We start from the raw sequence: 20,104 nt of genomic DNA, 5'->3' as shown, positions 1-20,104 counted from the left end.
ATCTAATTAGGGGGTCTATAGGAGGATGAAATTAGTTTTAATCAAACTAATTTCTTTAACTAATTTTTTACTAGTAATTTCATTACTAGTTTTTATAAAAAGTTACTGCGTGACTTCAAAAAGAATTAATTCTAAATTTCTCAGCTTCTGCTGAGAAATATCTTCAATTGTCAATCGGCAATTCTCAATTTTCAATTGTATAATGTTGTTAATTTTCTATAAGGCTATTAATTTTTTATATATAAGTACGATATACATTATATAGATACTAATATTAGAAGGAATATTATAGCAATATGCAGAAATATAAATAATTGCAAGTTATGCGTAAGAAAAGGAGAGTAGAAGAATGAAGAGAACTTTCAAGATTTTAGGAAGCTTTGTTATAAGTACATTTTTGCTAGCAAATGGTACAAAGGCTTTTGCATCAGATTATGACAGAATAGATATTAAAAAAATTTATGGTAAGGATAGATTTTCTACAGCAACAGAGGTGAGTCAAGAAGGATGGTATTATAGTGATTATGCTATTGTTGCAAATGGATTGGGATTTGCAGATGCTCTTTGTAGTACACCACTTTCTAAAGCAGTAGATGGACCTATACTTTTAACTCATGCTAATAAGCTACCAGACGTTACTAAAAATGAAATTAGCAGACTTGGTGTTAAAAAAGTTTACATAGTAGGCGGTACAGGAGCTGTAAGTAAGAATATTGAAAACCAAATAAGATCAATGGGTATTCAAGTACAAAGATTAGGTGGAAAAGATAGATTTGAAACTTCTCTGCTTATTGCTAAAGAGATGGAAAAACTAGTTTATGTTGATGACATAGTAATTGTTCCTGGAGATGAAAAATTTGAAGGCGCAGATGCATTATCTATTGCACCTATCGCTGGTTCAAGAAATATGCCTATGTTATTAGCTTCAAAGAATGAGATTTCTCCTAGTATTAAAAAATGGATAGATGGTATGAATGCAAATAATACTTATGTAGTTGGACAAACTGGAGCTATTTCAGATAAGGCTATTAAAGATATACCTTCTGTTGTAAAGATAAACGGTAAAGATAGATTTGATACTAATCTTAAAGTTTTAGAGGAATTTAGTTATTATTTAGAATATGAGCGTGTTTACACTTCTAAAGCAGTCGATTCATCAATAGTAGATGCTTTAACAACAGGACCGTTAGCGGCAAAAAAATCTTCACCATTACTATTAGTGGGAGATAAGCTAACACCTGCACAGAATAAATACTTATCGGCATTAGCTTCTAGAGAACTTGTAGCAATTGGAGGAGAAACTCCAAATGATGTAATTTTAGGCTTAGGTAAGCTTTTAGATAAAAATGCAGCATCTAAAATTAAATCTGTAACAATAAATGAACCTAGGGAAATAATTATAGAATTTGATGGAATAGTTAAAAAATCTAAAGCAGAAAGCAAATATAATTATGAAATTCCTGGAGTTCGCATATCAAGGGCAGAACTTATGGATGGATATAGTATAGTAAAATTAACATTAAGAGATGACTTAACTAAAAGTAAAATATCCAATTTAGAAGGAACAGTAGAAAATATACTTGGAGACAATATGAAGGTAAGATTCAGTAAGAAGAATTCTTCATATGATGATAAAGTCACAGATAATGTCAAACCAACTATTACTGGGGTAGAAGTTTCAGATATATCAGGTACTTCATTAAAGAGAATAAAAATTAAATTTAGCGAAAAAGTTAAAAAAGCAGATGCTACTAATTTAAATAATTACAGCATAAAAGATAGTAAAGGCGTAAATGTTAAACTTACAAGTGCTTCTTTTGATAATAAGGATGAAAATGAAGTAACATTAGTAACAGAGAGCGTAATAAATAGTAATGGAAGCTATAAATTAGAAGTTAAGGGAATTAGAGATTTATCTAATAACATTATGAATCCATATGGCAAGCCAATAAGCTTAAAGGATACAACTAAACCAAAGGTTACTTCTTTCGAAGTTACAAACACTTCTAATCCAAATATAAAATATATAAACATAACTTTTAGTAAAGAGCTAAATGAAGCTTCTGCTCTATCAAAGGGTAACTATGTTATAAAGGATGAAAAAGGTAAAAGCTATGCAAATTCCATAAGTAAAATTGAATTTAATAAATATTATAAAGATAGAGTAACTGTTACTATAAGCAATGTAAGTATGGATGGAGAGTGCTTTATTGAAATTAAAAATATCAAAGACCTATCAGGAAATGCAATGGAGCCATACAAAAATAATCTAAGCTTCTCTTTAGCAAGACCAAATATAATTTTACCATTTGAAATTAAATCTGTTATAGGAACTAATAGTAGAATTATAAAGGTAAGGTTTGATAGGGATATGAATAAAACTGATGTATCAAGAGCAAATAGCTATATAATAAGACAAGGTAATATAACCATACCAGTTAAAAAAGCAGAATACTCTAATTCTGGTGGTCAATATGTAGCAACATTAACTACAGCAGATTTTATTGAAGAAGGAGATTATGAATTACAGTTCCAAAATATAAAAGATGCTACGGGAGTTCCGTTAAATTCTCAAGCAGTATCAATACCTATAAGTGATATAATAAGACCAGAAATATATTATCATGTAACTGTTAAAGACGTAAAAGTAAATAATGTTCTAACAAATAAGAAAACTATAGAAGTGAAATTTGATAAAAACATGCAAAAGAGCACTATGATTAAAGAAAATTTCATTATAGAAAAACATGGTACAGGAGAAAAGGTCTTAGTTAAGTCTGTTGACTATGTTTCAAATAGTAATCAACATGTAGCAACAATAACTACAGAAGACTTTACACTTAATGGAGATTATAGTATAAAAATTAGTAATGTAACAGACTCTTCAGGAGTTAAAATTAAAGAAAATACTACTGATAATTTTAAAGTATATAATATAAAACCACAAATTGATAAGATAGATGATAAAATAGAAGATGAAAATCAACTAAACATTATATTTACAAAAATGAAATTAGATAAAGAGAGTGCTGAAAGTATAAAGAATTACACTTTACTTAAGAATGGTAAACCAGTAAATATAACATCTGTAAAGATGGAAAGCAATAAGGTTACATTAGATTTAAAAGATCAACTTGTACCAGGTGAAGATATTTATAATTTAGAAGTTAAGGATGTTACAAGTGATGATAAACAAAACACAATGAATCTAGTAAAATATACTTTTAAATATGATGGTACTAATTTAGCAGATATTAAGCTAACTTATAAAGATGGAGCAACAGTATCAAAATAATTTTAAATTTTTATAAAAGCATTAAAAGCGTGATTTTATCACGCTTTTTTTATGTATTAATTTCTCAAATCACTTTTTAATTAGAAATTTTATCGCTATTTTTTCATCATAAGAAGTTATTATATAGGTTCAAAAAAGAAATCAATTTTAAACTTCTCTTATAAAAGAGAAGTCTCCATAATTGTCCATTGTCAACAGTCAATTCTCAATTAACTGAGGTGGTTTTACTTACAAAAAAATAATATAACTAAGAGAAAATGTCACATTTGGGTATAAATTTACATAGTATATATAGAAAAACTAAGGGGTTTTGTCAATTAATGTTAAAGCAGGAGGACAATAATATGAGTAACTATGATAACAATATCCATAATATGAATGATTTTAGTGACAGTATACAAAATATAGATAGCAAAACTAGAAAAAAATTAGAAAGATTAGCTGAGTTGTTAACTAAGTATGAAAATCAAAGTAATAAAAATATAAAACATCATGATCATTGCAAGGAACATTGTAAAGAGCATTGTGAAGAACATTGTAAGGAACATTGTGAAGATCATTGTTGTGATGATATATGTTGCATTCCAGGACCACAGGGACCAGAAGGTCCAGCAGGACCACAAGGTCCAATGGGACCACAGGGATGTCCAGGACCAAGAGGATGTAAAGGAGAAAGGGGTCCAACAGGTCCAACAGGGCCAACAGGCCCAACAGGTCCAAGAGGAGCAACAGGAGCAACAGGGGCGACAGGACCAAGAGGAGCAACAGGAGCAACAGGAGCAACAGGCGCAACAGGAGCAACAGGTCCAAGAGGGGCAACAGGAGCAACAGGGGCGACAGGAGCAACAGGCGCAACAGGTCCAAGAGGAGCAACAGGAGCAACAGGTGCAACAGGTGCAACAGGAGCAACAGGTCCAACAGGCCCAAGAGGTCCAGTAGGTCCACAAGGAGCAACAGGCCCAACAGGCCCAACGGGTCCAACAGGACCACAAGGAGCAGTAGGACCACAAGGACCACAGGGAATAATGGGACCACAAGGTGAAACAGGAGCACAAGGTCCAGTAGGAGCACAAGGCCCAGCAGGAGCACAAGGAGTAACGGGACCACAAGGACCAGGTGGACCAGCAGGACCACAGGGTACAACAGGACCACAAGGACCACAGGGACCAATAGGAGCACAAGGACCACAGGGAGTGACAGGACCACAGGGACCAGCAGGGCCACAAGGAGCAACAGGAGCACAAGGTCCAGCAGGACCAATGGGACCGCAAGGACCAGGAGGACCAACGGGACCACAGGGACCAGCAGGCCCAGCAGGAGCACAAGGGGCAACAGGACAACAAGGACCAGTGGGACCACAGGGATGTCCTGGAGTAGCAGGACCAACAGGACCACAGGGACCAGCAGGCCCAGCAGGAGCACAAGGAGCAACAGGACAACAAGGACCAGTGGGACCAATGGGACCACAAGGCCCAGTAGGAACAACAGGACCACAGGGACCAGCAGGTACGCGAGGAGCAACAGGACCGCAAGGACCACAAGGACCAATGGGAACACAAGGACCACAAGGAGCAACAGGACCACAAGGAATACAAGGCCCAGCAGGCCCAGTAGGCCCAGTAGGAGCACAAGGAGTAGCAGGCCCAGCAGGACCAATGGGTGCACAAGGACCACAGGGAATAACAGGAGTACAAGGAGTAACAGGTCCACAAGGTCCACAAGGGCCACAAGGAATACAGGGACCAGTAGGTCCAACAGGCCCAACAGGAGCAACAGGTGCAGCACCAACAGGAGCGAATATTGCGGTAGTTGCTAATTTACCTTCAAGCACTGAAACTATTACACCAAATAATAATATAATATTTAATGAAGATTTAATAATTTCTCAAGGAATGGCAATATCATTGCCAGATTCAGTAATTACTATATTTGAACCAGGAACTTATTATGCATGCTGGAATATTATAAATGTATCATCAACTAGACCAGTAACTGGACTCTATGTAAATGGAATACTTGTTGGAGCAACTGCTTCAAATCAAAATGGAGCTTCTGTTGCTGGAACTACAATATTCCGAATATCAGCACCAAGTATAGTAGAATTAAAAAATATTAATATAGAAAACCTAATTATAGGAAACGTAGCTACAAATGCTTTTGCAGCAACCTTAACAATTCAGAAAATACTAAGTTAGTAAGGATAATAATTAAAGAAAGTAGTTTTAAACTACTTTCTTTTATATTAGCAATATATTAGCAGGATTAAAAAGTAACATTTATATATTTAAATCATAGTATATATAGAGGATAGAGTTAAATATTAATTATATTATTAATATAGTAAACTGAATCCTTAAAGAAGTTGATTAGATTATTTAATGTGGAAAGAGGAAGGTTTCAATAGTAATTGCAAATATTATATAAATTTATTTTAGTTAATTATAGATAATAAGATGTCTGAAATAAAATACACTAACAGATTAGTTGGTGATTTTTTTAGATACCTGAGCTGAATAAATAACAGATTTGATATAAATGGAAGTATACCTATGTATAAGAATATACTAATAATAATTAAGATGAAATTATAATGAATAATATTATTAGTAAATATAAAATACAAAAGGATAGATTAGTAGAATCAGTATAAAATGAGTAAAAATCATTGAGAAACTAAATTTAGGTGTCTGAAATAAAATAACTAGTTCAAGATGCATGGATATTTTGTGCCAGACAAGAAAACATAACCGATTCATAGTGGGGTTATGAACCGATTATGTTGGCTTAGTATTATGCACAATAGGTTAGCGTACTGACTAGCTATTTTTAAAGATTGCTTATATAGTTTTCTAAAGGTTCCTCCTAAAATAGACTTTATAACATGATAACCCTTATTTATGTTATAAGACTATATACAGGTTCTAGAATTGAGATACAGTTTAAATATCTCTTTGAGAGAAACTATTTCCTTAGAAATGTATTTTAAAGGTTAGAAAGGTTTCTTTATGTAGTATCAGAGAATATAAATATAATGCTTAAGAAATGTTAATTTGTGGTACTGGTAGAGCTGATATTGTTGTCATAATTTAAAAAGCAAATAACTATAGTCTATAAAATAGTTAGATAGACTATAAATTAATCCTTTTAAGGTATTGGCTGAAGTCAATACCTTATTTAATTTACAATCCACAGCTTAATTCAATTTATAATGGAAAATTCACAATCCTATTAATTAAGAATTAATAATGAAAAATGAAGAATTTATAGAGACTTCTCCCTTATAGGAGAAGTTTTTAATTGATTTATTTTTAAAGTGACACAGTCACTTTTATTAAAAAATCTATTTAAAGAAATTAATTTACAAAATTAATTTCAACCTTACTTATTCACCCTTCGTCCTTAATTTTTAATTCCTGTTCTTTCTCCATAGTATTAGTTAAATTTATTAGTCTTGTTCTAAACTATACTGCACCCCTCTACAATTGAGAATGAATAATTGATTTCTCTCGAAATTATAAATTAATTTCTTACAAAAAATAGCAATTGTATTGCTGGTAAAAAAATTCATTAAAGAAATTAGTCTGATTAAAACTAATTTCCTCAATAATTTTTCATTTTTAATACTTAATTTTTAATCTTTGAAAAGAGCATAACAGGATATTGTAGTAAGTAGTTCTTATAAAAATTTAATAGTACTTTAATTATTTCTTAAAAGTAACATTTTTATGTTTATATCATAGTATATAGCAAGTATTAAAATAAATTTAAAATATAAAATTAGGTTATTTATGAGAAATATGTTTAAAGGGAAAAGTTGTCTGTAGACAGCTACCATAAGTAACTTTAAAAATATAATTGACTTAGCGAATAGTTAGATATATAAGGCACCTTAAAAATAACTAGTTAATATGCTAGTTTATTTTGTGCCATACTTTATGGATAGAATATACTGAAGTGACTTCAGCGGACTACCAACTTGTCTGACACAAAATATTCATCACATCTTTCACTAGTTATTTTATTTAAGAGGTCTAAAAATTTAAAATAACGGGGGAATAGTTATGTGTAATAATCATAGACACAATCATAATTGTTGCTGTGAATGCCGTGAGTGCTGTGAGTGCCGTAGACATCATGAATGTTGTGAACGCCGACATCATGAATGTTGTGAGCACCATAAACATCATGAATGCTGTGAGCATAGATGCTGTAGATGTTGCAGACACTGCTGCCATAGATGCTGCGATTGCTGTAAGAGATGTAGATAGGATAGATTATAGAGAAATAAAAAAGAAGTTAATTGAATATTTTAAAGGTATTGTTTTAAGCAATACCTTTTTTGAATTCATGAGAAATATTAGTTTCTAGAAAATAGATTAAAGATTATAATATTATTCATATAAGATTAATAATAATCATAAAAAATTTAATAAAACATGATAAAATTAAGGAAAAATAAAGGATTTTTTGTGTTTATGTAATATTATATAAATTGTAGAAAGTAAACTTAAAAGGAGATGATTGGATGGTTAACAATAAAAAGGTTAAGATATTAGCTGCTTTAACTATAGGAACATTAATATCCACCACTTTATTAAATGGAGTTAGTGTTTATGCTAATAATATTGAAGGAAAAACTACTTCAGTAATTACTAATAGATTACCAGCAGATAATAAAGGAGATAGATATGATACAGCTATAGCTATTTCTAAAAATGGATGGGCTAATGGCTCAAATACAATAGTATTAGTTACTGGTGCAGATTATCCTGATGCTCTTAGTGCTACGCCTTTAGCTAAGAAATATGATGCTCCGATACTTTTAACAAAAACCAATGAAATCCCAACAAATGTTTTAGATGAAATTAAGAGATTAAAGGCAAATAAAATAATAATTGTTGGAGGAAATGGTGTTATTACAGATAAAGTAGAAAAAGAATTGAAATCTGTAGTTAAAAACGTTGAAAGAGTTAAGGGTGAGGATAGATATGATACTGCAGTTAATGTAGCTAAGATATTAGGTGTTGAAAATGGTGTTGCAGTAGCTTATGGATTAAATTACTCAGATGCACTATCTATAGCACCATTAGCAGCAGGACTTTCTATGCCTATACTTTTAACAAAAACCAATGAAATGGATGAAAAGGTTCAGGAGCTTGTTAAAGATAAAAATATTCCAGTAAGTTATATAGTTGGTGGAGAAGGAGTTATAAGTAATTCTGTTATGAACGGATTTAAAAATCCTAAGAGAATTTCAGGTGTTAACAGATATGAAACAAACGTTGAAATATTAAAATATTTTTCTTCTAAACTTAATTATGATAAAACTTACGTGGCAACAGGAATGAATTATCCTGATGCATTGGCAGGAAGTGCACTAGCAGCGAAAACAAATTCACCTTTAATACTAACTAATAATAGTGTTATTGAAAAGCCTACACTAGAACATGCTAAATTTCAAATGTCTAAAGAGATATATGCGTTAGGAGGTTCCAGTATAGTTGGAGATAATGTGCTTCAACAACTGAAAACAGATATGGGATATGGTAATATCAGTCACATAGATACTCAAACTGTAGAAGCAAAACATAAGTCTACGTTTGAATTACCTAAAACTGTAGTTGCAACTTTAGAAGATGGTAGAAAAAAAGAAGTTACAGTTAAATGGACAAACAGTACTGCAGACACTTCCGTAGTAGGTGTTAAAAGCTATGAAGGATTAGTGATGGACAAAACTGTTGTGTTAAATGTTAAGGTAGTTCCATGTTTAGAAAAGGTTAATGATTTAACTGCTGTAATAGGAAGAGGAGATAAATATACTTTCCCTACTACAGTACAAGGAATCATGAGTGATGGGACAACAAAAGATTTTAAAGTAAATTGGGATAATACTTATATAAACTCAAATACTCTTGGAAACTATAATTTCACCGGAATAGTTGAAGGAGAAAATAAGCAAGTCAAATTGACAGTGACTGTAAAAGAAGTTTTTAAAGTTATAGATATAAGATAGTATAGTTATAGGGTTCCGCGGTGGAAGTTTAACTTATACATGATTTTAATTTCCATAACAAAAATTTTTTTCTTTAAATTAAAAATTAAGAATGAAAAATGAAGAATTATGGTTAAAACTCCATCGTCAAAACCTTCGGAGTTTTTTAGAAAAAATTTTATTTTAAGAAATTCACTAAAGGTGAATTTCATCCTAAATTCTTCACTCTTAATTAGCATCCTTAATTTCTAAGGATTTAGGCTATTTTTATAGAAATTATACTTTGGAACTCTATAATTATTTATCGATGCCTTAAGTTGATTTGCTTATAATATGGTAATATGATTAAGTTATTTGAAACCATTAAAAGATTACCTGAAGATTCTGTATCCTTAATAGAAGATAGAAAACTAATAAGAGGATTTACTTTAATAGTTATAAAGGATTGTATTTCTGCTATTGAAGAGTATAGTGAGTATTCAACTATAGCATTTAGAGGTGCCTTTGTAAGTAATAATAAAGTTAAATCGTTATATCTTTTAATTAAAATTAAAGGAAAATATAAAGATGGTTATTATACAGTTTGGTTTAATTATAATGATGCATACTCGCTAAAAATTATGATTAACTTAACAAAGCAAAAGAAACTTTTAATATTACTAGTAGATAATGATAATACAATACAAAAGACAATTACTTTAGAAAATAGATTAAAAGACTTTTTCAAAGAATATCTAGGCAGATGTTCAAGTATTAAATGTAGATGGACTAAAAGGGATTTTGAAATTTTTCTTAATTCTGTAAGAAAACAATATCCTACCAATATACTAATGTGGGAAGAACTAGAATGGGACATATGAAAGGCGTGACAAAGTCACGCCTTTATTTAATTCACAATGTAAAATTCACAATTGTGCATCGTAAATTCTCCATTGGCTAAGTTTTCAATTGATTAACTATTATTTCATAAAGATTATAAATTGTCGAATAAAATTATTTGTTAAATTTTAAATGTTTTAGTTGTATTTAGAAGAATATATGAATATAATATTAAAGGTACGAATTATAAAAATATTATTTGGAAATATTTATGTAAATTAAAAATTTACAAAAAATTATAATAAACTACAACATGTCGAATATGCTGTAAAAATTCAATTTATATTGTCGAGAATATAAGAGAAATTTATGAATAATTTATTAAATGTTAAAGTAAAATAAAATTTTCAGAAAATATCATTGATTTTTTAAATTATAAATAATATAATATAATACATAGGGTGGACATAATATGTTCACAGATTACTAAAAATTAAATATTGTTCGTAAATAGAGGAGCGAGTGAATGGTAGTATATATATGTTAAGGAAAGGAACTTCCAATGATATATGCGAAGGATTTACACGCCGAAAGGGTATACTTGTTCTTAAGTATATTACTTGGGGGTAGGAAGTAAATTTTCTATCACTGTCATAAGATATTATGATGAGCTATTTATGTGATGAAGATAAGAAATTTTCGTTACATCTATAGTCCATTATATATATATAATTAGGATTGTTTAAGGTGCTGAAAGTTTCAGTGCCTTTTATTTTTTAAAAAATTAACAGGGGGTACTAAAAATGAAATCAGTAATTAGATTAAGAATGAGTGCACATGACGCACATTATGGTGGAAACTTAGTTGACGGAGCTAGAATGTTACAATTATTTGGAGATGTAGCAACAGAGTTATTAATACTTAATGATGGAGATGAAGGACTTTTCAAAGCTTATGAAAATATTGAGTTCTTAGCACCAGTTTATGCAGGAGACTATATAGAAGCAGTTGGAGAAATAGTACACGTAGGAAATACTTCAAGAAAAATGACTTTTGAAGCTAGAAAAGTTATAGCTCCAAGACCAGACATAAATGATTCAGCTTGTGACGTATTAGAAGAGCCAATAGTTGTTTGTAAGGCAACTGGAATCTGTGTTGTTCCAAAAGATAAAAAGAGAAAATAGTATAAAGATAAAAAGTTCTTTATAATAAAAAATGAAGGAATTATTGCAAGTGATTTGTTAAAAAAATAACAATATTATCCAATGTGGGAGGAAAAGAAGATGGAAAAATTAATCATTGCTGCAGCAATATGTGGTGCTGAAGTAACAAAAGAACACAATAAAAATGTTCCTTACACTGTTGAAGAAATTGGAATTGAAGCTGAAAAGGCTTACAAAGCTGGAGCTAGTATAATTCATTTACATGTAAGAGAAGATGATGGAACTCCAACTCAAGATAGAGAGAGATTCAGAGCTTGTATAGAAGAAATTAGAAGAAGATGCCCAGATGCTATCATTCAACCTTCAACTGGTGGAGCAGTGGGAATGACTAATGAAGAAAGACTTCAACCAGTAGATTTACGTCCAGAAATGGCAACATTAGATTGCGGAACTTGTAACTTTGGTGGAGACGAAATATTTGTTAATACTGAAAATACAATAAAAGAATTTGGACAAAAGATGATAGAGCTAGATGTTAAGCCAGAAATCGAAGTTTTCGACAAGGGAATGATAGATATGGCTATAAGATTACACAAAAAAGGCTACATAAAAGCACCAATGCATTTTAATTTTGTTATGGGTGTAAACGGTGGCATAAGTGCTGAAATCAGAGATTTCGTATTTATGAAAGAAAGCATTCCAGCTGGAAGTACTTATGTAGTTTCAGGAATAGGAAGAAATGAATTTCCATTAGCTACAATGGCAATATTAGATGGTGGACATGTTAGAGTAGGTTTTGAGGATAATGTTTACGTATCAAAAGGTGTTATGGCTGAGTCTAATGCAGAACTAGTTGAGAAAGTTGTAAGAATTGCTAAAGAACTTGGAAGAGAAGTAGCTACTCCAGCTGAAGCAAGAGAAATATTAGGACTTAAACCACTTAAATAGTTTGACATTAAAATTAACATAAATGTTATTGTTTTAAAACAATGTTGAATCTTTAATTATTGTAATTTTATGATCAATAATTAAGAAAAAGAATTTTGTATGAATTTAGCGTGCAAATTTCAAGTTGTGCTAACTGTCTTAATTGTAAGTTGTGAATTAGATTAAATAATTTAAGTTTCAACATATTTAAAACGTAACCTTATAAAAAAACTACTTTACAATTTAAATTTTAAAATTTAGAGGAACATAAGGAAGGAGAGCTTAGTTATGAAAAAAGGATGTAAATATGGAACTCACAGAGTTATAGAACCAAAAGGTGTTTTACCACAACCAGCGCTTAAAATAGACAATGATATGGAGATTTACGATAATGAAATACTTATCGACGTTCAAGCTCTAAACGTTGACTCTGCAAGCTTTACTCAAATAGAAGAAGAAGCAGGTCATGATATAGAAAAAGTTAAAGCTAAAATACTTGAAATTGTTGCAGAAAGAGGAAAAATGCAAAACCCTGTAACAGGATCAGGCGGAATGTTAATAGGAAGAATAGAAAAAATTGGTGAAGCTTTACAAGGTACAACAGATTTAAAAGTTGGAGATAAAATAGCTACATTAGTTTCATTATCTTTAACTCCATTAAAAATAGAAAAAATAGTAGATGTTAAACCAGATATCGACAGAGTTGAAATAAAAGGAAAAGCTATATTATTCGAAAGTGGAATATATGCAAAACTTCCAGAAGATATGGAAGAAACATTAGCATTAGCAGCATTAGATGTTTGCGGAGCACCAGCTCAAGTTGCTAAACTTTGTAAACCAGGCGAAGCTGTATTAATCTTAGGTGGAGCAGGAAAATCAGGAATGCTTTGCTGCTACGAAGCTGTTAAGAGAGTTGGACCAACTGGAAGAGTTATAGCATTAGTAAGAAATGAAGAAGAAGCTTCAAGATTAAGAAAATTAGACTTCGGACCAAGATTACACATCGTTATAGGAGATGCTACTAAACCAATCGAAGTTATGAACCATGCACTTGAAAACAACGAAGGAAAAGAAGTTGACGTTTCAATAAACTGCGTAAACGTTCAAAACACAGAAATGTCAACTATATTACCAGTTAGAGATGAAGGAACAGTTTACTTCTTCTCAATGGCTACAGGATTTGCAAAAGCAGCACTAGGAGCTGAAGGTGTAGGTAAAGACGTAACTATGATGGTTGGTAATGGATACACTAAAGGACATGCTGAAATAACATTAGAAGAATTAAGAGAAAATGAAAACCTAAGAAAAATGTTCGAAGAGCTATACGTTTAATTTAAATTTCAATTTAAATAAAATTTATATTATTTAATGATGGAGGGAATATCATGATAAATAGAAGATATGAATTATTTAAAGATGTTAGCGACGCAGATTGGAATGACTGGAGATGGCAAGTAAGAAACAGAATAGAAACTGTTGAAGAACTAAAAAAATACATACCATTAACAAAAGAAGAAGAAGAAGGAGTAGCTCAATGCGTAAAATCATTGAGAATGGCAATTACTCCGTATTATCTATCATTAATCGATCCTAACGATCCTAATGATCCAGTAAGAAAACAAGCTATTCCAACAGCATTAGAGCTTAAAAAAGCTAATGCAGATCTTGAAGACCCATTACATGAAGATACAGATTCACCAGTACCTGGATTAACTCATAGATATCCAGACAGAGTATTATTATTAATAACTGATATGTGCTCAATGTACTGCAGACACTGTACAAGAAGAAGATTTGCAGGACAAAGTGATGACTCTATGCCAATGGAAAGAATAGATAAAGCAATTGAGTACATCAGAAACACTCCTCAAGTTAGAGACGTATTATTATCAGGTGGAGACGCACTTTTAGTATCTGATGAAACATTAGAATACATCATAGCTAAATTAAGAGAAATACCACACGTTGAAATAGTAAGAATAGGTTCAAGAACTCCAGTTGTTCTTCCACAAAGAATTACTCCAGAGTTTGCAAATATGCTTAAAAAATATCATCCAGTATGGTTAAACACTCACTTTAACCATCCAAATGAAATAACTGAAGAATCAACTAGAGCTTGTCAATTACTTGCTGATGCAGGAGTACCTCTAGGAAACCAATCAGTTTTATTAAGAGGAGTTAACGATTGCGTACACGTAATGAAAGACTTAGTTAATCAATTAGTAAAAATAAGAGTAAGACCTTACTACATCTATCAATGTGACTTATCATTAGGACTTGAGCACTTCAGAACTCCAGTTTCTAAAGGTATCGAAATCATTGAAGGATTAAGAGGACATACTTCAGGATACTGCGTGCCAACATTCGTTGTTGACGCTCCAGGCGGCGGTGGAAAAACTCCAGTTATGCCAAACTACGTTATTTCTCAAAGCCACGATAAAGTAATATTAAGAAACTTTGAAGGTGTTATAACTACTTATACTGAACCTGAAAGTTACGTTGATACCTGTAACTGTGATGTATGTAAAAATGAAAAGTCTAATGAAAAGCTAATAGGAATAGCAGGTCTAGTTCAAGGAAATGGTATATCCTTAGAACCTGAAGGACTTCAACGAAAGAAAAGAAATCATAGATAAACTGTATAATAAATAATGTTCTTTGCTTTAGTTTTAAACTAAGGCAAAGAGCACCCTTTATCATGAGTTTAGGAAGTGTTTAAATGGATAATAACCGCAATACTATAATGAGCCTTATAGAAGACTTTAAAACCATATCTATAATAGGAATGGATAAAAATGTAGGTAAAACTACTACATTAAATCATATATTGAAGGAGGCAAGGGGCAATAGGCTCCTTGGCCTAACTTCAATAGGTCGTGATGGAGAAGAGTTAGATAGGGTTACAGCAACGGAAAAACCAAAAATATATATAGAAAAAAACACAATAATAGCAACAGCTAAACAATGTTTATTCAATAGCGATATAACAAAAGAAATTCTTAAGACCACAGGAATACATACTCCTATGGGGGAAATTGTTATTTGTAGGGCTTTAAGTGATGGTTATGTAGATTTAGGAGGACCTTCTGTAAACTCTTATATGACTGAAATTCGTGATGAACTTTTAAGCTTAAACTGTGATCTTGTAATTGTTGATGGCGCACTAAGTAGAAAGACTTTTGCATCTCCCGCAACTACAAAAGCCACTATTCTATCAACAGGTGCAGCATTATCAAGAAGCATGAGAAAAGTAGTTGAAGAAACAGTTCACACTGTAAAACTGTTAAGCTTACCCCATGAGCAAAATCAGGAAATTTTACAAATGTGTGAGACTATAAACAAAAGTACACGAATTGGTATTATAAGTAATGAAAAAACTTTTAAAGGCTTAGAAGTAAAAACTTCCTTAGAGGCGTCAAAGGAAATAGTAGAAGCCTTAGATGAAAATACCTCCTATGTGGTAATTAAAGGCGTAGTATCTGATAATTTAATTGAGGATATTATGAAGTCCACAAATCTTTATAAAAATGTAACCTTCCTTGCAGAAGATGGAACAAAGGTTTTCTTATCAAAAGATACTCTTTATAAATTCCAAAAGCAGGGGGGAATTCTTAAGGTTATAAACCCTATAAATGTATTATGTGTTACCACAAATCCTAAATCTCCTTATGGGTATGAGTTTGATAAAGTTAAGTTTATAGAAGAACTTAAAAAAGAACTTGATATACCAGTTTTTGATGTGGTTGGAGGGTTATAAAATGAAGTTTTTAGATGATGAGCAAAGAAGGCAAATAGGGTTTAGTTTTCTCATGGAAGAGTTAGATATAACTACTTTCTATGGCGTAGAGGAAAAGAAAAAGATTAAACCTTTTACAGTACAAGAAAAAGCTCTTTTAATAGATGAATTTGATAATTTGGAAAAAGTTATAAATTCGATGAAAGAAAATGAAGATGCCTTTAAAGATATAGGAAGAATATTTTGTAAATTTAAAGACATTAGGAATTCCATAAAGAGAGCTATGGAAATGGAAGCCTTAGATGAGGTTGAGCTTTATGAGATAAAATATTTTTCAATGCTTATAGAAGAGCTTAAGGCTATAGTAGATAAGATAAAACTTGATATTAAAGAAATAGAGTTTTCCTATCTTACAGAAGTTTTAGATCTTTTAGATCCAGAGAAGAAAAGAATACCAACCTTCCATGTGTATGATAAGTATTCTCAAGAGCTTAAAGAAATAAGAGAAAAGAAAAAAGCAGTAGAAAAAAAGATATACATTTCAGATGATGAAGATGAAATATCAAAGTTAAAACAACAACGTTTAGAAATTGTTATTTTAGAAGAAACTGAAGAACTTAAGATAAGACAAGGCTTAAGTGAAGAAATATCTAAGTTTGGGCCAAAAATAAATAAAAATTTAAAATCCATAGGAAAGTTAGATTTTATCATTGCAAAAGGCAGGCTAGCATTGAAGCATAACGCAGTCAGACCTACGATAAGTGATAATATGAAAATAGAATTAGACAACGCCTTTAACCCTGAAATTAAAAGTATTCTAAGTAAAAAAAGTAAAAAGTTCACACCTGTTAGTGTTAAGCTTAAAAATGGTACAACAGTAATTACTGGTGCCAATATGGGTGGAAAGAGTGTAACTCTTAAAACTATAGTATTAAATTTATTTTTAGGACAAATGGGCTTTTTTGTATTTGCTGAGAAAGCAACATTTCCTGTATTAGATTTTATACACTTTATATCAGATGATATGCAATCTATATCAAAAGGACTTAGTACTTTTGGAGCAGAAATTATTAAGCTTAAAGAAGTTGTTGAATGTGCTAAAAGAGCAGATGGTTTTATAGCATTAGATGAATTTGCTAGAGGAACTAACCCTAAAGAAGGATTCTATTTAGTAAAATCATTAGCAACTTATTTGTCTAGATTTAACAGCGTAAGTTTAATATCTACTCATTATGATGGTGTAGTAGATGATACTATGGATCATTATCAGGTAATTGGGCTTAAAAATATGGATTTTGATAAATTGAAATATAAAATAGATTTAAATAAGACTCATTCTGTAGAGATAATTCAAGAACATATGGAATATAAGCTAGAGAAAGTTTCTAAAGAAAACAAGGTGCCAAAAGATGCACTAAATATCGCTATGTTATTAGGACTTGAGAGCGACATAGTAGATATAGCAAAAACTTATTATAACGAGGAGGATGGCAATGAATAGTAAGATAAATTTAGACTGGAATTTAGTAGATAAGGCTAGACAGTCATCAAAAAATATCGCTAAGGACACTCAAGAATTTATAGATAGACATACTACAGTAGCAGTTGAAAGAACTGTATGTAGATTATTAGGAATAGACAACGTAGATGAGTTTGGAGTACCACTACCAAACGTTGTGGTTGACAACATTAAAAACGGAAATGGATTATCAATGGGTGCTTCTAAATTCATAGGAAACGCTATGATAGAAACAGGATTAACTGCACAAGAAGTAGCTGAAAAAGTTGCTAAAGGAGAATTAGATTTAACTAAAATTCCAATGCACGATGACTTTGAAATTAAAATGGTAATTGATAAAGTTGCTAAAGAAACTGTTGAAAGAATAAGAACAAATAGAGGAAAAAGAGAAAGCTATTTAGAAAAATTCGGTGATAAGAGCGGTCCATACCTATATGTTATAGTTGCAACAGGTAACATTTATGAAGATATAGTTCAAGCTAAAGCTGCTGCTAAACAAGGTGCTGACGTTATAGCAGTTATAAGAACAACAGGACAAAGTCTTCTTGACTATGTACCATATGGAGAAACAACAGAAGGTTTCGGAGGAACTTTTGCGACTCAAGAAAACTTCAGACTTATGAGAGCTGCTCTTGATGAGGTAGGAGAAGAATTAGGAAGATACATAAGACTTTGTAACTATTGTTCAGGACTTTGTATGCCAGAAATAGCTGCAATGGGAGCATTAGAAAGATTAGACGTAATGCTTAATGACGCATTATATGGAATATTATTCAGAGATATCAACATGCAAAGAACACTTGTTGACCAATATTTCTCAAGAATAATCAACGGATTTGCTGGAGTTATCATCAACACAGGAGAAGATAACTACTTAACAACTGCAGATGCTGTTGAGGAAGCGCATACAGTTCTAGCTTCTCAATTTATCAATGAACAATTTGCATTAACTGCTGGTCTTCCAGAAGAGCAAATGGGACTTGGACATGCATTTGAAATTAATCCAAATGTAGAAAATGGATTCTTACTTGAACTTGCACAAGCACAAATGGCAAGAGAAATATTCCCTAAAGCACCACTTAAATATATGCCACCAACTAAGTTTAAAACTGGTAATGTATTTAAAGGACATGTTCAAGACGCATTATTCAACATGGTAACAATAATGACAGGACAAAAACTTCATTTATTAGGAATGTTAACAGAAGCTATACACACTCCATTTATGAGTGATAGAGCGCTATCAATAGAAAACGCTCAATATATCTTCAGCACAATGAAAGACCTTGGAGATGAAATTACTTATAAAAAAGGCGGAATAATGGAAACAAGAGTAGACGAAGTTTTAGGAAAAGCTACAGATTTAATACAAGATATAGAAAAAGAAGGTTTATTTAAGACATTAGAACAAGGTAAATTTGGTGGAATCAAAAGACCATTTGACGGTGGAAAAGGCCTTGCTGGTGTTGTACAGAAAGAAGAAGGTTACTTCAACCCATTTATAGATTTAATGTTAGGAGGTAACAAATAATGAGTGGTGGATTATATTCAACAGACAATAAAGATTTTGATAAAAGCTTAGATTTAACTAAACTTAAACCATATGGAGATACTATGAACGACGGTAAAGTTCAAGTGAGCTTTACTCTTCCAGTAGAAGATAATGAAAGAGGAGTAGAAGCAGCAGTACAACTTGCAAAGGCTATGGGAATTAAAGAGCCTAACGTTGCACATCATGAAGCATTAGATAAAGAATTTACTTTCTATGTTGTTTATGGTTCTTTAACTCACACTGTAAACTATGAAGAAATTCATGTTCAAACAGTAGAAGTTGATACAATGGATATGCAAGAAGTTGGTGAATACATTAAAGAAAACATTAAAAGAGAAGTAGTTATCATAGGTGCAAGTACAGGAACAGATGCTCATACAGTTGGTATAGATGCTATCATGAACATGAAAGGTTTTGCAGGACATTATGGTCTTGAAAGATACCCTATGATAGAAGCTTACAACTTAGGAAGCCAAGTTGAGAACGAAGAGTTCATTAAAAAGGCCATAGAACTTAAAGCAGACGTTTTACTAGTATCTCAAACAGTAACTCAAAAAGATGTTCACATTCAAAACTTAACTAACCTTGTTGAGCTTTTAGAAGCTGAAGGAATAAGAGATAAAGTTGTATTAATAGCTGGAGGTCCAAGAATAACTCACGAGCTTGCTAAAGAGCTTGGTTACGATGCTGGATTTGGACCAGGAAAATACGCAGATGATGTTGCTTCATTTGCAGTAACAGAAATAGTTGCAAGAAATTTAGTATAATATAAGAAAAGAAGTGCCAAGCACTTCTTTTTTTACGTGCATTAATACTTTTTCACCTCTTGGGATTTATCAATGCACAATGCACAGTTCACAACTTAAGATAATGCACAATTCACAGTTAACAATTCACAATTATGGTTGAAATTATTTTTAGCAAAATAATTTCTTTGAATGGATTTTTTTAACTAGCAATGCAATTGCTAGTTTTTTAAAAAAGTTACTCTGTAACTTCAAAAAAGAATCAATTTTAAATTTCTCAGTGGCAACTGAGAAATATCCACAATTGTGCATTGTGCATCGTGAATTCTCAATTGTATAAGGGTTTCTTTGAGGT

Annotated in this window: 13 protein-coding genes and 1 riboswitch; all 13 genes read left to right on the top strand. The window is 31.6% G+C overall.

Annotated features, from left to right (window positions below; translation table 11 throughout):
* Positions 1–349 precede the first annotated feature (349 nt).
* The 13 genes from B3603_RS14750 (at position 350) to B3603_RS14690 (ending at position 19,770) form a co-directional block, all read left to right on the top strand.
* Positions 350–3,295 (top strand): cell wall-binding repeat-containing protein, encoded by a 2,946-nt coding sequence (locus tag B3603_RS14750; protein WP_291566255.1) that lies wholly within the window; start codon positions 350–352, stop codon positions 3,293–3,295.
* Positions 3,296–3,639: 344 nt separating this feature from the next.
* Positions 3,640–5,490, top strand: coding sequence for a collagen-like protein (locus B3603_RS23345; RefSeq protein ID WP_291566253.1), 1,851 nt, complete (start codon positions 3,640–3,642; stop codon positions 5,488–5,490).
* Between the two features lie 1,939 nt (positions 5,491–7,429).
* Positions 7,430–7,663 (top strand): hypothetical protein, encoded by a 234-nt coding sequence (locus B3603_RS14740; RefSeq protein ID WP_291566251.1) that lies wholly within the window; start codon positions 7,430–7,432, stop codon positions 7,661–7,663.
* Between the two features lie 157 nt (positions 7,664–7,820).
* Positions 7,821–9,308, top strand: a complete 1,488-nt coding sequence (locus tag B3603_RS14735) for a cell wall-binding repeat-containing protein (RefSeq protein ID WP_291566249.1) — start codon at positions 7,821–7,823, stop codon at positions 9,306–9,308.
* A 320-nt stretch (positions 9,309–9,628) separates the two neighbouring features.
* Positions 9,629–10,147 carry a hypothetical protein gene (locus tag B3603_RS14730; RefSeq protein ID WP_291566247.1) on the top strand — a complete coding sequence of 173 codons (519 nt, stop codon included), beginning with the start codon at positions 9,629–9,631 and terminating at the stop codon, positions 10,145–10,147.
* A 462-nt stretch (positions 10,148–10,609) separates the two neighbouring features.
* A riboswitch (Lysine riboswitch) is annotated at positions 10,610–10,788 on the top strand.
* A gap of 121 nt (positions 10,789–10,909) precedes the next feature.
* Complete coding sequence (locus B3603_RS14725; RefSeq protein ID WP_291566245.1) at positions 10,910–11,290, top strand: hotdog domain-containing protein; 381 nt, start codon at positions 10,910–10,912, stop codon at positions 11,288–11,290.
* Between the two features lie 99 nt (positions 11,291–11,389).
* Positions 11,390–12,217: a 3-keto-5-aminohexanoate cleavage protein gene (locus B3603_RS14720; RefSeq protein WP_291566243.1), complete on the top strand. Its 828-nt coding sequence runs from the start codon at positions 11,390–11,392 to the stop codon at positions 12,215–12,217.
* 267 nt (positions 12,218–12,484) lie between these two features.
* Complete coding sequence (locus B3603_RS14715) at positions 12,485–13,528, top strand: L-erythro-3,5-diaminohexanoate dehydrogenase (RefSeq protein WP_291566241.1); 1,044 nt, start codon at positions 12,485–12,487, stop codon at positions 13,526–13,528.
* Positions 13,529–13,581: 53 nt separating this feature from the next.
* Complete coding sequence (gene ablA / locus B3603_RS14710; protein WP_291566239.1) at positions 13,582–14,832, top strand: lysine 2,3-aminomutase; 1,251 nt, start codon at positions 13,582–13,584, stop codon at positions 14,830–14,832.
* 83 nt (positions 14,833–14,915) lie between these two features.
* Complete coding sequence (locus B3603_RS14705; RefSeq protein WP_291566237.1) at positions 14,916–15,953, top strand: hypothetical protein; 1,038 nt, start codon at positions 14,916–14,918, stop codon at positions 15,951–15,953.
* A gap of 1 nt (position 15,954) precedes the next feature.
* Positions 15,955–17,433, top strand: coding sequence for a MutS-related protein (locus B3603_RS14700; RefSeq protein WP_291566236.1), 1,479 nt, complete (start codon positions 15,955–15,957; stop codon positions 17,431–17,433).
* Positions 17,426–18,982, top strand: coding sequence for a lysine 5,6-aminomutase subunit alpha (locus B3603_RS14695; protein ID WP_291566234.1), 1,557 nt, complete (start codon positions 17,426–17,428; stop codon positions 18,980–18,982). The genes B3603_RS14700 and B3603_RS14695 overlap by 8 nt, the downstream gene beginning before the upstream one ends.
* Entirely contained in the window at positions 18,982–19,770 is a 789-nt protein-coding gene (locus tag B3603_RS14690) for an OAM dimerization domain-containing protein (RefSeq protein ID WP_291566232.1), read from the top strand. Before B3603_RS14695 ends, B3603_RS14690 begins: the two co-directional genes overlap by 1 nt.
* Positions 19,771–20,104 lie beyond the last annotated feature (334 nt).

The sequence above is a fragment of the Clostridium sp. UBA2485 genome (assembly GCF_002341865.1).
Lineage (GTDB): Bacteria > Bacillota > Clostridia > Clostridiales > Clostridiaceae > Clostridium_J.
The sequence above is the reverse complement of the archived record's forward strand: the minus strand, read 5'-3'. Positions and strand labels throughout refer to the sequence as shown.